Genomic DNA, 14,604 nt, shown 5'->3' with positions numbered 1-14,604 from the left:
TGTAGTTGTATTTGTATCGTGAACAATAGCTTTGGCACGGCTGTTGATAGCTGACCGTCAACATCGCACCCGATGCAACGACTCGCCCAGCTGGACATGCACGTGCAGGAACGCGTGTTCCTGAAGGACCCCGCGACCACCGACCTCGGGCGGCGCATCATCGAACGGTCCATCGGCCTTATCGATGAGCTCGGCTTCGAGCGGTTCACCTTCGCCAAGCTCGCGCATGCACTGGGCACGGCCGAAAGCTCCATCTACCGCTACTTCGAGAACAAGCATCTGCTCCTGGTCTACCTGATCGGATGGTACTGGAGCTGGCGCGAGTACAAGCTCGTGTTCGACACGGCCAACATCCCCGACCCGAAGCAGCTCCTTGAGCGGGCCATCCGATCGCTCGCCGAGCCGGTGGAGGAACGAGGTGCCTTCAACCACGTGGACCTGCGCGCGCTGTACCGCATCGCCAAGGCCGAGAGCCCGAAGGCCTACCTGGTGAAGGAGGTGGACGCCCGCGGGCGTGACGGGCACTTCAGTTCGTTCGGCCGGCTGTGCGACCGGCTGCGTGAGCTCATCCTCGTGGTGCGGCGCGACCATCCGTTCCCGGCAGCCCTGGCCTGCACCATCGCCGAGGGTTCCCTCGACCTGCACTTCTTCCACGAGCACATCCCCGGGCTCTCCGGCTTCGGGCGCAAGGACCGCACGGCCGACTTCCTCCTCCACGTCGCCCAGGCCTCCATCGCACACCGCCCCCGCACATGAGCACACTGATCACCCCTTTCCAGCGGCTCGTGCGCTTGCTGAGCATGGACCGGCGGGAGCTGGGCTATATCTACCTCTACGCCCTGGTGAGCGGCGCCATCAACCTGACGCTCCCCTTGGGCATCCAGGCCATCATCAACCTCATCAGCGGGGGGCAGATCGCCACCAGCTGGGGGGTGCTCATCGCCTTCGTCACCGTCGGGGTGGCCTTCGCCGGGGTGATGCAGATCCTCCAGCTCACCATCGGCGAGACGATCAAACAGCGCCTGTTCGCCAGGAGCGCCTTCGACTTCGCCTACCGCCTGCCCCGCCTGCGCTCAGAAGCGGTCAAGGGGCGCTACCTGCCGGAACTGGTCAACCGCTTTTTCGACACCCTCACGATCCAGAAAGGCCTCACCAAGGTGCTCATCGACGTGCCGGTGGCCTCGCTGCAGATCGTGCTGAGCCTTGTCCTCCTCTCCTTCTACCACCCCTTCTTCATCGCCTTCGGGCTCTTTCTGGTCGCGCTGCTCTACGCCATCTTCCGCTGGACCGGCATGCGCGGTCTGCGCACCAGCCTCGAGGAGTCCAAGTACAAGTACGAGGTGGCCTTCTGGCTGGAGGAGCTCGGTCGCAACATGAACACCTTCAAGCTCGCCGGTCGTACCCGGCTGGCCCTGGACCGCACCGACCAGATCACCGCCAAGTACCTCCAGGCGAGGAACGGCCACTTCAAGGTCCTCCTTCAGCAGTATGGCGCCATGGTGTTCTTCAAGGTCATCATCACCGTGAGCCTGCTCATCCTCGGAGGTCTCCTGGTGATGGGCGAACAGATGAACCTGGGCCAGTTCGTCGCGGCCGAGATCATCATCCTGCTGGTGATGGCCGCCGTGGAGAAGCTCACCATCAGCATCGAGGCCATCTACGACGTGCTCACCGCGCTGGAGAAGATCGGTAACGTGACCGACCTGCCGCTCGAACAGGGAGGTCAGGTCCACATCCCGGCTTCAGCCGACGGCACCACCGGGATGGAGGTCGCCTTCCATGGCGTGGCCTTCCGCTCGCCCTGGACCGGTCAGGACGTGCTCGGCGGGATCGACCTCACCATTCCCGCCGGTCAGAAAGTGTGCCTGAGCGGACCCAACGGCAGCGGCAAGACCACCCTGTTGCAGATGATCGGCGGCCTGGTGCTCCCCACGGCCGGCACCGTCGTCCTTGACGGGCATCCGCTGGGCAGCCTCGACCTGGACCATGCGCGCAGCATGATGGGGGACAGCCTGAACCAGGATGAGGTGTTCAGCGGGACGATCCAGGACAACATCACCATGGGCCGTCCCTGGGTGACCACCGAGGACGTGCGCTCTGCCGCCGAACGCACCGGCCTTGCCGCCCAGATCGCCCGCCTGCCCCTGGGCCTCATGACGCCCCTGGACCCGAACGGGACCCGGTTGCCCCGCTCGCTCGTCAAGCGGGTCATCCTCTCCCGATGCCTCGCCTCCAGGCCGCGCCTCCTGCTGATCGAGGACGACCTGGCCATGTTCGACGTGGCCGACCGCGATGCGCTGCTTGGCGAGCTCACTGCCAGGGAGGCGCCATGGACGCTGGTGCTGGTGAGCAATGACCCCGCGGTGCAGGCCCGCTGCGAACGTCATGTCCACCTGGCCGGTGGGCGCCTCCTTGAACACCACCACGCCTAGGCCGCCCCCCGATGCTGAACATCTCCCCCGCCCCCGAGTGCGCCACACCCGAGCTGGACCGGACCAGCTTCGAGTCGTTCAGGAAAGTGCTGCCCGCGCGCGCCGGCAAGTTCTTCGGCCGGCTCACCGCGTTCGCGCTCATCCTCTTCATCACCGGTCTCTTCCTGCCGTGGACCCAGAACATCCGGGCGCGCGGTGTGGTCACCAGCCTGGCCCCACAGCAACGTCCACAGACCATCCCGAGCATCATCGCCGGCCGGATCGAGCAGTGGTACGTGCAGGAAGGCCAGCTCGTGGAGCGGGGCGACACCATCCTCCGGCTCAGCGAGGTGAAGCCGGAATACATGGACCCCAAACTGCTCGACCGCACCCAGGAGCAGATCATGGCCAAGGAGGCCACCGCCCGCAGCTATGCCGAGAAGGTCAACAGCCTGGACGCACAGATCGACGCGCTGAGCGGTGCGCTCACCATCAAGTTGGAACAGGCCCGCAACAAGATCAAGCAGGCCGTGCTGAAGGTGCAGAGCGACAGCATCCGCGTGGTGGCGGCACGCACCGAGATCAAGGTCGCCCAGGACCAGCTGAAGCGCGGCGAGGAGCAGTTCAAGGAGGGCCTGCTGAGCATGGTGGAGCTCGAACGCCGCCGGGTGAACGAGCAGCGCGCGAACGCCACCATGATCGATGCCGAGAACAAGCTGCTCGACAGCCGGAACGAACTGCTCAACGCCCAGCTCGACCTGAACGGCATCCGGCAGGATTACCGCGACAAGCTGAGCAAGGCCGAGAGCGAGAAGTACGCCAGCCTCAGCCAGATGTACACCACGGAGGGGGAGGTGACCAAGCTGCAGAACGACTATGCCAACTATAGCGTCCGCTCCGGCTTCTATTTCATCACCGCCCCGCAGCGGGCCTACATCACCAAGGCCGTCCGCCAGGGCCTCGGTGAAACGGTGAAGGAAGGCGAACCCCTGGTGACCTTGATGCCCGCCCACTTCGACCTGGCCGTGGAACTCTACATCCGCCCGATGGACATGCCCCTGATCCGCACGGGCAACAAGGTGCGCTTCATGTTCGACGGCTGGCCGAGCATCGTGTTCAGCGGATGGCCCAACACGAGCTATGGCACTTTCGGGGGCCAGGTGGTCGCCATCGACAACTCCATCAGTCCGAACGGCAAGTATCGGATCCTGGTCGGCCCCGATACCTCGGACACCGCCTGGCCCGAGGCCCTCCGCGTGGGCAGCGGTGCCATCGGCTTCGCCCTGCTCCAGGACGTGCCGATCTGGTACGAGCTCTGGCGACAGTTGAACGGCTTCCCGCCGGACCTCTACCTGGAACCCTCCACGCCCTACAACTCCTCGTCGAAAGGCGGGACCACCGCCCAGGCCGAGTCGTCCAAATGATGCGTGCAGCGCTCTCCATCGCCCTGCTGGCACCGTGGGCGGCCTTCGCCCAGCCGGGATCGCCCGTGCTTACCCGGGAGGCGTTGGTGAAGTTGGTGCTGGACAACCACCCCGTGGCCCGCCAGGCCGCGCTGCGCCCTGAGCTGGGTGAAGCCTCGGTGCGCAGCGCACGCGGCGGTTTCGATCCCGTGGTGCAGGCCGACCTGGACGAGAAGACCTTCGATGACAAGGACTACTTCCGCCTGCTCGATGTCGGGCTGAAGGTCCCCACATGGTATGGCATCGAGGTGCTCGCCGGGTTCCAGGAGAACACGGGCGACCTGCTGGACCCCATGCTGTCCACACCCAACGACGGGTTGATGAAGGCCGGGGTCAGCCTGGCCCTGGGCCAGGGGCTGCTGATGGACCAGCGCAGGGCCGCGCTCCGCCGCGCACAGGCCTTCCAGGACGCCGCGCTCGCCGAACAGGAACAGATGCTCAACGCCGTGCTGTACGCGGCCCTGGCCGATCATGTGGACTGGGTGGCCGCGCACCAGGCGCTCCGCATCGCGCAGGAGGCGGTGCAGCTGGCCCGCGATCGGAACACCTTCGTGCGTGGCAGCTGGCGGGGAGGCGACCGGCCCGCCATCGACACGCTGGAGGCTTTCCTGCAACTACAGGACCGCGAGATGCGGCTCGCCCAGGCCGAACTGAACGTGCGCAACACCGCCCTGCGCCTTTCCAACCACCTCTGGGACCCGGCCCTGCGCCCCTTGGAGCTGGACCCGACCACGCGGCCGATGGAGAGCGACCTTGCGAGCCCGGACGGTGCACCCTCCGCGGACAGCCTCGTGCTCCGCGCCGAGGTGGCGCACCCCCTGCTGCTGCAGGCGCGGGCACGCATCGACCAACTGGAGGTGGACCGCCGGCTGCGTGCCGAGATGCTCCGTCCACAGCTCGACCTGAAGTACATGGTGCTGGGCGATGCGCGCCGGCTGAGCGGCGAGGGTGGGCCGTGGCTGGATGGTGGCGACCAGCAATGGGGCGTCGGCTTTCGAATGCCCCTTCTCCTGCGGCGCGAACGTGGCGAGCTCAGCCTGGCCCGGCTGCGGGTGACGGAGGCCGAGCTGGGCCTTGAACGGGACCGCACGGTGATCGCCAACCGGGTGGCCGAACGCGCCAACGAAACGGGCACCCTGCGGCAGCAGACCGACCTCGGTGCGCTGACGGTGCGGAACTACGGGGTCCTGCTCGAAGGGGAGAACCGCCGCTTCGAGGTGGGCGAGAGCTCGCTCTTTCTGGTCAACGCCCGCGAAGTGGCCCTGCTGGAGGCCCGCATCAAGCAGGTGGAACTGGAGGCCAAACTGCGCAAGGCCTGGTTCGCCACCGACCTGGAGGCCGGCGTCCTGTGGCGTTCACTCACCGGACAAACCCCCTGATCATGTTGAGGATCTCCTTCCTGACCCGCGAGAAGGCCGACGCCATCGCACTGGCCCGCTCCCTATACAGCGCCAAGCTGGCCCTCTTCCTCACCATTGAGCAGCACACGGAGATCGAGCCTGTTGGCGATGCGATCATCGACACACCCTTGGTCCACCTCAGCGGCATGACGAAGGCCCTGCTGTACCGGCAGGTGGAGGAACATGCCCAGGCCGTGCTCGGTGACCGCCTCGTCCGCACCTGGGCGGAAGCGGTCACCAGCCTGGACCCCGCCAGCACCGAGCACCTCTTCCGCCTCGTGCGACCCGTGTAGACAGGCTCATCGGGTTCGGCCTGTCGGCCAGGGCCGGCGATCGAGCCACGGCGCACGGGCCCACGCCGAACGATACAGCACCGTCCAGACCAGGACGCCCGTGGCGACGCCCAATGTGGCTCCGGCCAGCACGTCCTCGGTGAAGTGCTGCGACAGGTACACCCGGCTGAACGCCAGCATCGCCGCTCCAGCCGCCCATAGTGGAGCACGGCGCGGACCGCGCTCCATCACCGCGAAGGCCAGGCTCATGGCGAAGGCGCAGGTGGCATGGCCCGAAGGGAAGCTGAAATGGTGGTTCATCGTCACCCCGTCGACCAGGTGGAGCAGCGGCATGTCATGCGCGAACATCACCGGACGGTCGTGGTCCGCGAACACCTGGCGCTTGAGCACCTGCACCACGATGGCGCTCAGACCGGTGCTCAGTCCGAGCATGAAGAAGGTCCGCCAGGTGCCCACGAAGAGCAGGATCACGGCGACCGCAGCAGGCACCAGCCCGTCCGCCAGATGTGTGGCCACACTGAACAGCGCATCGCTCCACGGGGCATGCCACCGGTTCACCGCCGCGTGCAGCGCCACCTGCTCGGTGCGCCAGACGGCGATCGCTGCTGGAAGCGCCAGCACGATGGACGCACCCACGAAGGCGGAGACGTTCCTCGATCGGTCCATGGGCCAAAACTAACCGAGGCGGGGTGCTACTTTCGGGCATGCGTTCCCCCGCCCTTTCCGTCGCGCTCCTGTGCATCCTCGGAACATCACCGGTCCGTTCACAATCGTTCGAGACGCGGTGGGGAACAGCGGGGTCGCTCGGCCTGGGTGCCGTTGCACAGGCCCCGGGCATGGTGGTGGGCGTATCCGCGTTGAACGCCGATCATGAGCGGACCGCGACCCTGGTAGCGATGAACGGGACGGGCCAGGTCACCGGGTCCGTGCCATTGCCCTTGGCCGGGAGGGTCTTCGGCCAGGCCTTCGTTCCCGCTTCGGGAGGCGGTGGATACCTGGTGGGAAGCATCATTCCCGACGGTGGCGACGACCACGACCTGCTGGTGGTGCGCATCACCGCGCAGAACGCGGTGCAGTGGGTATTGACCGAGGCCGCGCCGTACGACCAGCAGGTGATGGACGCTGCCGAAGGGGGCGGTGCCGGACTGTACATCACGGGGATCGACAACACGAGCGGTTCGCACGATGTGTTGCTGGGCCGCGTCTCCTCGGCCGGTGCGTTGCTGTGGACGACCGTGGAGGGCGGTCCGCTCGACGAGGAGGGCCTGGGCGTGGCCGGTGATGCGAGCGGAGCGTTGGTGACCGGCCGGCAGATGAATTTCAGCGGAGAGAGCGATGCGTTCTACATCGGGGTGGACGCCACTGGGAACGTGCTCTGGGCGTCGAGCTGGGGTGGCGTGGCGAACGACGTCGGCCGGGCCCTGATCCGGCGCTCCAACGGCACCTACGTGATGGCCGGCACCACTGGCAGCTACGGCAGCACCGATCAGTTGGGAAGGCGCAAGGACCATGTGTGGCTGATGGCCCTGGAAAGCGATGGCGACACGTTGTGGACAAGGGCCATCGGCGACACGGTGGACGCACGCGGGGCCTTCGCCCTGGTCGAGGCGGTGAACGGCGACCTTCTGGTGGCCGGTGAAGTGGGCCTCGACCATTCCACCGATGCGATGCTCATCCGCTGCACCTCCCTGGGCGCCCCGGTCTGGGAACGACGCTACGACGCAGGCCAGGAGGAGCAGCTGACCGGGATCCGTGAGGATGCGTCGGGCATCTGGGCGGTGGGCCGCAGCTTCGACGCGTCGGGCCTGCAGCTGCTGGTGGTGAGGAAGAACGCACAGGGGCTTTGACCGGCGTCGTTCACGATCCCCGGTGCATCGTTCGGCCAGCGGCTCCCCCGATCATGGTATAGGATGCGGCATGCATGGAGGGGCACCTTCGTCTTCACAGCCGAACCCATGTCCACCACAGGAAAACGCTTCACCGACCGCACCGGCGACCGCTCCGTGCGACGCATCCTTGATCATCGCACCCGCACGGTCCTCGACCGCGTGCTGAGCGAACAGCGGGGCCAGCGCCTCGAAGCCTACCTGATGGCCCTAGGTCAGCGCCGCACAGGGACCGTCCGCTGAGCTCAAGGCAGCTGTTCCAGCCGCACCGCGGTGGGAAGCGTGCCTCCGATGTTGAACAGGATCGGATCGCGATCATTGGACGAGCCGGCATATTTCACCACACCGTCCAAGTTCACATCCTCGCTCCAATACCCGCTGGTGGTCGCCGTAGGCACTGTGCCACCGATGCGCACCAGGATCGGGTCACGGTCATTGGACGCACCGGCGTACTTCAGCTGTGCATCGCGCAGCACGTTGCCGGACCACAGCGCAAGCTTGCCGTTGGAGAGCGTCGCCCGCGGGTCCGTGCCATGGACCAGCGTGGTGCCCAGGGTCAGGTCCACGAGCTTCTGGTCCTTGTTCAGCAGCGTGCTGGTCGCTGTCATCACGCCCAGATGGTTCCGGTGACGCACGGCCACGTAGTAGTTGTCCGTGGCCACATTGAAGAGCAGTCGGGGCAGGCCATTGGTCCCCACGATGTCGCCATCCCGCTGCAGCAGGGCGCTTCGCGTGGCCACCACCTGGGCCGGGTTGTTCTTGTTGCGCAGTTCCACGAACACCCAGTCCACCACCGCGTTCGCGCCGGTGGTGGCCAGCACGCCGGCGCCCACCGTCTCGCCTCCGCCACCGCCGGCGTGGGTGAACCCGAGCGCAGTGAAGGGCTCGGTGGTCGGGATCAGGCCATTGGTGCGGAGCGCGTCGCGCATCAGGTTGGCCTGGGTGTCGAACGCGCCCTGCAGCACCGCCCGCAGGTTCACGCTCGGCGGGCAGTCCTGCCAGCGCGAGAGCACGCTTCCCGGGATGATCGTCCGCGTGCTGTTCGTCGGCGTCTGCCAGTACAGGGCAAGGTGGTCGCCGCCGGAGCCTTCCTTGTGCAGCATCTCCACATAGTAGTAGATGCCCGCCTGCAGGGTGATGCCCGCGCTGGTCTGCTGGGGATACTTGGTGAACTCCGCCTCGTTCGTCCAGCCCGGCACCGAGCAGATCTGCTGCTTGTAGCGGGGATCGGCGTTCGGGCTCAGGTACACGATCGACTCATCATCGGATACGGCGGTGAACACGTAGGTGCCGGTGGTCGGGGCCAGGATGTAGCCACGCATGCGCGTGCCGTAGTTGTTGCCGTACAGGATCGAATTGGCCTGGAAGCTCGTGGGGTAGCTCGTGCTCGTGGGGTTGTCCGGATAGTTCGGGCTGGCCACCAGGGTGGACACCGTGGAGCCCGAGATGCCGCTCCAGTACTGGCGGAGCACGCTGCCGGAGGCCCCGATGCACTGCGGCGGGTCCAGGGTGATCACCGTGATCACCACCGTGGCCTGGCCCGTCAGCCCGTCATCATCCGTCACCGTCAAGGTCACCGTCCTGTCCCCCGTGTCCGTAAAGGTTTTCGCGGGGTTCATCTGCGTGCTGGTGGTGCCATCGCCGAAGTCCCAGAAGTAGCTCACGATGGTGCCGGGGTCGTGCGAGGCCTCCCCGTTGAACTGGACGTTCAGCGGACCGGCGCCGATGGTGACGTTCGTTCCGATCACCGCGATGGGTGCGATCGCACTGCATCGCGGATACAGCCAGTGGGTATCGGTGGTGCTCAATCCACCCGCATCGGTCACCGTCAGCTTGACCTCGTAGCTGTACGTCTCCCCGTCGCAGCCCACCCCGCTGATCACCGTGCTGGTCACCGGGGCTGCATCGATGGGCTCGGGGTGGGTGTGGGTATTGTGGTGCAACGTGGTGCGCCAGGCGTACGTGAGCTGGCCCTGGCCATGTTCGGTGTCGTTCACCGCCGCCTCGAGCAGGTAGGTGGTGTCCACGCCCACCGGGTAGGTGCCCCCATCGGCGAAGCTGGTGATGTTCACCACCGGCGGCGTGTTGTTCACGCTCACCAGCAGGGTGGTCTGGTTCGTCTGGCTGTTGTTGTCCGTCACCGTCAGGGTCACCGTGTAGCTCGTGGGGGTATTGGGCGGCGCGTTGAACACATGGCTCGGGTTCACGGCCGTGCTGGTCTGGCCATCGCCGAAGTTCCACAGGTGGGTCAGCGGACCCGACTCCGGATCGTACGAGGCGCTGCCCGTGAACTGCACGGTGAGCGGTCCCGGTCCGTACTGAACGTCCTGCGAGGCCACCGCCACGGGCGGAAGGTTCACCGCCAACGTGTAGCAGATGCGGCGGATCTGGTTCGTGGCGTAGTTCGAATAGTACAGACAGCCGTCCGGACCCTCACCCACCCACACGATGGCGCCCAGGTTCGAGCCAAAGTCATGGCCGCTCAAGGGCTGGTCCTGTCCATTGAACACGAACCGTTTGATCCAGGCACCGGGGTAGTCCGCGTGGAAGTACACGTTCTGATAGCCTGCCGGCCAGCCGTTGCCGCTGATCCATGTGCCGCCGATGGAGGCGTAGCCGCCGAACATGGGGCCCGGTACCGGCGAGTTCGGGTCGTTCAGGTCGGTCGCCGTGGCCGTGCTGCCGTTGAAGGTGGCCGTACGCGCCCAGTTCTGTCCGTGCCGCCAGTCGATCGCCGGACGGGCATGGTAGAACTTGTGGATGGTGTTGGGGATCTGCACCCCGCTGTTGCACGGGTTGGGATGGCCGTTCAGGTGGATGGGCGTGTCCTGCTTGCACAGGTCCTGGAAGCGGAGGTACGGGATCGTGCAGTTGATGCCGTCGTACAGTGGGTTGGGGGCGTCCATGTTGTACGTCAGCGTGTTCATGTAGCTGTTCAGCGGGGTCATGCCCTCGAACAGCGGCCATCCGAAGTTCATCCCGCCTTCGTAGCACACGTTCATGTCCTCCCACGTGTTCCACTGCACATCGCCGATGTAGATGGTGCCCGGATCGCCCGCGGCGGGATCGGTGCTGCCCGAACCGGGTCGCAAGGTGCAGCGATAGGGGTTCCGGAGGCCCAGCGCCCAGGTCCGGCTCTGCGGCGACCGCGGCTGGGCCGCGTTCCAGAACGGGTTCGACGCGAGACCATCCCCCGTGGCCGGGTCCAGGCGCAGGATCTTGCCGTTGAAGCTGTTCACCATCTGCGAACGGAAGGCGCCCACGTTCTCCGCCGGCCTGATGATGCCATCGGTCAGGGCCTGCTGCCAGTAGGTCTCCGAGGCGCTGCCCACGTCGGTGCTGGAGTAGCTCGCCCCATCGCCCACGCTCACCAGCAGCGTGCCGTCCGTGCCGAACATGATGGTGCCCGTGCTGTGCGATTCATGCAGCAGCGGCACGCCCGTGGACGGGCTCTCCCCCAGCAGCACCAGCCGGCTGCCGTAGTTCACCGTGTTGAACGTGGGCCCCACCGCCGTGTAGCGCGTCAGGCGCATGATGGTGGCATTGAAGTACTCGTTCGTGTTCGCGTTGTAGCTGCCCGTGCCGAAGTTCATCAGGTGATGGCGGTCCACGGCGTACAGCAAGTAGATGTATCCGTTCGAGAGGAAGTTGGGATCCAGCGCAAAGCCCAGGAAACCATGGTCGCGCCAGTCGCCCACCTCGGGGCTGATGTCGATCAACGGGTTGGGAAGCCGGACGCCGTTCTCCACGATCCACACCTTCCCCGCCTTCTCCCACACGTACATCCGGTCGTTGGCGTCCCACACAGCGCCCTGCGGGGCGTTCCATCCGCCCATCACCAGCACATCGGCGAAGCCCGAGGGCACGGATTGTGCGGGCGTGGTCAGCGCGGCGAGGAGGGAGGAACACAGGATGACCGTGCGGAGAACGAGCTGCTTCATGGTCGGGGTGCTAACGGGTGGTTTTTCGACCAAATGATCGAAAATGCCGACGAATCTACTTCGATCGTCGCCCACAAGTCAAGCGATCTTTACCCCATGTCCAGCCCGGTCCGCGTCCGCCTACTGATCCAGGGCACCGTACAGGGCGTGTGGTACCGCAAGCACGCCGCCGACGAGGCCATCCGCCTGGGCCTCACGGGTTGGGTGCGCAACCTGCCCGATGGCCGCGTGGAGGCCGCAGCGCAAGGTCCGCAGGAAGCGGTGGACCACTTCGTGGCCTGGTGCCGGCAGGGCCCTCCCCTCGCCCGGGTCACCGCCGTGGAGGTACACGCTGAACCCGTGCAGCACACCGCGGACTTCGTCATCCGCCGCTGACCGATGCGCCTCTTCATCGCCGCACCGATCCCCGACACCTGGCATCATCGCCTTCGCGGCCTCTTGACCGGGCTCGATCTCACCGGCTGGGCACCGACCCACCCGGCCGGCTGGCACCTCACCGTGCGCTTCATCGGCGAGCGCCGACCTGCGGAGGTCGACGCGGTCACCGCCATGCTGCACCAGGTCTGTGCCTCCACGGCACCGTACGTGCTGAACGCTTCGATCCTGTGCACCATGCCTGCGGAAAAGCCGGGCATGATCTGGCTGCGGTCCGCCCCGTACGGCGCCCACCGCGATCTGCATCTGCGGCTGTCCCACGCCCTCGACCTGCCGCCGGACGACCGTGAGCCCTTCTGGCCGCACGTGACCCTGGCGCGGAGCACGATCCGACCGCCTGCGCCGATCGTGGAGCGCACCGTGCCGGGAGACCTCCGCGTGGACCGACTGGCGCTCTACGAGAGCCGGCGCGAACCCGTCGGCATGCGGTATTCGGCGCTCCTCACCCTTCCCCTGTCGGGAACAGCTCCAGCTGCCCCTGCGGCGGAGGCCTGAACCCGGAGCTGTCCAGCGCGGGGAAGCTGCTCTGCCCGAAGATGCGCCGACGCATCACGGTGAACAGGCGGTGGATCTGCAGCGCGAACGGGCCTTCGCCGCGCAAGCGGACACCGGAGCGGGCATCGTGCATGCGTCCGCCGTGCAAGGCGCTGGTCTGGGCGATCACCTTGGCGGCACGCTCGGGGAAGTGGTGCTGCAGCCAGGCGCGGAAGATGGGCTCCACCGGGCCGTTGGTGCGCAGGACGGTGTAGCCGGCCCCGCTGGCGCCCGCATCCCGCGCGGCCCGCAGCAACGCGGGGATCTCCGGTTCGTTCAGTGTCGGGATCACCGGCGCGATCATGGCGTACACCGGGACACCTGCCGCAGCGAGCAGTTCCATCGCTTTCAGCCGGTTCGCTGCGGTGCTCGTGCGGGGCTCCAGCACACGGCGCAGGTCCTCGTTCAGGGTGGTGAGGCTGATGGCCACGGCCGCCCGGCGCTCACGGGCCATTTCAGCCAGCAGGTCGATGTCGCGCAGCACGAGCGCGTTCTTGGTGATCACGCTCACGGGCTGCCCGAAGCGCGCGCACACCTCCAGGCAGGCCCGCGTCAACCGCTCCTGCCTTTCCACCGGCTGATAGGGATCCGTCGCCCCGGAGAGCATGATGGGCTCGGCCTTCCACGCGGAGGCGCGCAGCGCCTTCTCCAGCAGCACCGGAGCCTCGCGCTTCACCAGGATCACCCGCTCGAAATCGAAGCCCGCGCTGTAGCCCCAGTACTCGTGCGTGGGCCGGGCGTAGCAATAGCTACAGCCGTGCTCGCAGCCCTGGTAGGGGTTGAGGCTCCAGGTGAAGGGCAGGTCCGGACTGTCCACCCGGTTGAGGATGCTGCGCGGGAAGGTGGGCAGCAGCTTCGTGGCCTGATCCACCCCCAGTTCGGGCTCGTCGATGCCGCTCCAGTCCGCCACACCGTAGTGGTGCCGCAGGAAGCGGTTCGCCACCTGGCGGTCCGCGCCTCGACCCTTGACGACCTTCCCGTCATCCATCGGGTGAGAAGGTAATGGGCCTTGCGGTCGCATGACGTGCGCCCCATGCGAGCCCACTACTTTCGCGCCCCGTTCCGACCACCCTGATGAAGCGCATACTTCTTCTCGCCCCGCTGGCAGCCCTGGGCTGCGGCACCGCCCCCACCGACCACCAGGCGCCGCCGCCGGCCGACACGCTGACCGCCTCGGCGGACACCGCGCTCATCCTGCCCGGCGAGACCCACTTCAAGAGCCTCAAGCAGCTCACCTTCGGCGGCGACAACGCCGAGGCCTACTGGAGCTTCGCCAACGACCGCCTGGTGTTCCAGGTGACCAATCCGGCGTGGGGCGATAGCTGCGACCAGATCCGCTGGTTCAACCCCTTCACCGACGACCTGAAGCAGGGGCCACCGACCAAGGTGAGCGTGAACGGGGGGCGCACCACCTGCAGCTATTTCCTGCCAGGCGACAGCTTGGTGCTCTTCGCCAGCACGCACGAGGCCGGGCCCGGCTGTCCGCCGGTGCCCGAGCGCAAGCCGGGCGGCGCGTACGTTTGGCCGCTCTACGACAGCTTCGACATCTACGTGAGCGACCTGCAGGGCGGCATCCGCCGCAAGCTGACGAACAGCCCCGGATACGATGCCGAAGGGACGGTGAGCCCGAAGGGCGACCGCATCGTGTTCACCAGCACGCGCGATGGCGACCTGGACCTGTACACCATGGCCATCGACGGCAGCGATGTGAAGCGCGTGACCACCGAACTGGGCTATGACGGCGGGGCCTTCTTCAGCCCGGACGGCAGCAAGCTGGTGTGGCGCGCCAGCCGGCCCAAGACCCCCGAGGAGGTGAAGGAGTACACCGACCTCCTGAAGAAGGGGCTGGTTCAACCCACCAACATGGAGCTCTTCGTGGCCAACGCCGACGGCAGCGATGCGCGGCAGATCACCAGCCTGGGCAAGGCCAACTGGGCCCCGTACTGGCATCCCTCCGGCAGCAAGATCATCTTCGCCAGCAACCACCTCTCCGAGCGCGGTTTTCCCTTCAGCCTTTACCTGATCAACGTGGACGGCAGCGGTCTGGAGCGCCTCACCACCAGCGACACCTTCGATGCCTTCCCGGTGTTCACCAAGGATGGGAAGCACCTTGTGTTCAGCAGCAACCGCAACAACGGCGGCACGCGCGATACCAACCTCTTTCTGGCCGAGTGGAAGGATTGAGGGCATGTGCCCATCCCGCCGGGTCGGGACCGGTCGTGCGTTGGGGGATCGCGCCGA

Annotated in this window: 13 protein-coding genes; 10 read left to right on the top strand and 3 right to left on the bottom strand. The window is 66.6% G+C overall.

The features are described 5' to 3' along the window. Positions 1–72 precede the first annotated feature (72 nt). The 5 genes from IPM49_01360 to IPM49_01340 are packed head-to-tail and all read left to right on the top strand — an operon-like array spanning position 73 to position 5,567. Positions 73–756, top strand: a complete 684-nt coding sequence (locus IPM49_01360) for a TetR/AcrR family transcriptional regulator (GenBank protein MBK9273172.1) — start codon at positions 73–75, stop codon at positions 754–756. Then, complete coding sequence (locus IPM49_01355) at positions 753–2,432, top strand: ATP-binding cassette domain-containing protein (protein MBK9273171.1); 1,680 nt, start codon at positions 753–755, stop codon at positions 2,430–2,432. The genes IPM49_01360 and IPM49_01355 overlap by 4 nt, the downstream gene beginning before the upstream one ends. Before the next feature lie 11 nt (positions 2,433–2,443). Continuing rightward, the gene (locus IPM49_01350; protein ID MBK9273170.1) at positions 2,444–3,835 is read left to right on the top strand and encodes an HlyD family efflux transporter periplasmic adaptor subunit; all 1,392 of its coding nucleotides are present in this window, start codon (positions 2,444–2,446) and stop codon (positions 3,833–3,835) included. Then, positions 3,835–5,253: a TolC family protein gene (locus IPM49_01345; protein ID MBK9273169.1), complete on the top strand. Its 1,419-nt coding sequence runs from the start codon at positions 3,835–3,837 to the stop codon at positions 5,251–5,253. Before IPM49_01350 ends, IPM49_01345 begins: the two co-directional genes overlap by 1 nt. Before the next feature lie 2 nt (positions 5,254–5,255). After that, entirely contained in the window at positions 5,256–5,567 is a 312-nt protein-coding gene (locus tag IPM49_01340) for a hypothetical protein (protein MBK9273168.1), read from the top strand. Between the two features lie 6 nt (positions 5,568–5,573). On the opposite strand, the gene IPM49_01335 is transcribed toward IPM49_01340, so the two are convergent. Next, positions 5,574–6,233 (bottom strand): phosphatase PAP2 family protein, encoded by a 660-nt coding sequence (locus tag IPM49_01335; protein ID MBK9273167.1) that lies wholly within the window; start codon positions 6,231–6,233, stop codon positions 5,574–5,576. Positions 6,234–6,271: 38 nt separating this feature from the next. Between IPM49_01335 and IPM49_01330 the strand changes: the two genes are divergently transcribed. Both IPM49_01330 and IPM49_01325 read left to right on the top strand, forming a co-directional pair. Continuing rightward, positions 6,272–7,414, top strand: coding sequence for a hypothetical protein (locus tag IPM49_01330; protein ID MBK9273166.1), 1,143 nt, complete (start codon positions 6,272–6,274; stop codon positions 7,412–7,414). 108 nt (positions 7,415–7,522) lie between these two features. Beyond that, positions 7,523–7,696, top strand: coding sequence for a hypothetical protein (locus IPM49_01325; protein ID MBK9273165.1), 174 nt, complete (start codon positions 7,523–7,525; stop codon positions 7,694–7,696). A gap of 2 nt (positions 7,697–7,698) precedes the next feature. Here IPM49_01325 and IPM49_01320 read toward each other — a convergent pair whose 3' ends face one another. After that, the gene (locus IPM49_01320) at positions 7,699–11,394 is read right to left on the bottom strand and encodes a PQQ-dependent sugar dehydrogenase (GenBank protein MBK9273164.1); all 3,696 of its coding nucleotides are present in this window, start codon (positions 11,392–11,394) and stop codon (positions 7,699–7,701) included. Positions 11,395–11,490: 96 nt separating this feature from the next. On the opposite strand from IPM49_01320, the gene IPM49_01315 reads away from it, so the two are divergent. Both IPM49_01315 and thpR read left to right on the top strand, forming a co-directional pair. After that, positions 11,491–11,769, top strand: coding sequence for an acylphosphatase (locus tag IPM49_01315; GenBank protein ID MBK9273163.1), 279 nt, complete (start codon positions 11,491–11,493; stop codon positions 11,767–11,769). A gap of 3 nt (positions 11,770–11,772) precedes the next feature. Next, positions 11,773–12,324, top strand: coding sequence for an RNA 2',3'-cyclic phosphodiesterase (thpR, locus tag IPM49_01310; GenBank protein MBK9273162.1), 552 nt, complete (start codon positions 11,773–11,775; stop codon positions 12,322–12,324). On the opposite strand, the gene IPM49_01305 is transcribed toward thpR, so the two are convergent. Beyond that, positions 12,272–13,351 carry a PA0069 family radical SAM protein gene (locus IPM49_01305; protein ID MBK9273161.1) on the bottom strand — a complete coding sequence of 360 codons (1,080 nt, stop codon included), beginning with the start codon at positions 13,349–13,351 and terminating at the stop codon, positions 12,272–12,274. The genes thpR and IPM49_01305 overlap by 53 nt on opposite strands. Positions 13,352–13,437: 86 nt before the next feature. Between IPM49_01305 and IPM49_01300 the strand changes: the two genes are divergently transcribed. After that, on the top strand, positions 13,438–14,547 hold the full coding sequence (locus tag IPM49_01300; GenBank protein ID MBK9273160.1) for a PD40 domain-containing protein: 1,110 nt from the start codon (positions 13,438–13,440) through the stop codon (positions 14,545–14,547). Positions 14,548–14,604: the final 57 nt, after the last annotated feature.

This window comes from Flavobacteriales bacterium (genome assembly GCA_016715895.1).
Classification (GTDB): domain Bacteria; phylum Bacteroidota; class Bacteroidia; order Flavobacteriales_F; family PHOS-HE28; genus PHOS-HE28.
This window is presented reverse-complemented; position numbering and strand designations above follow the sequence as displayed.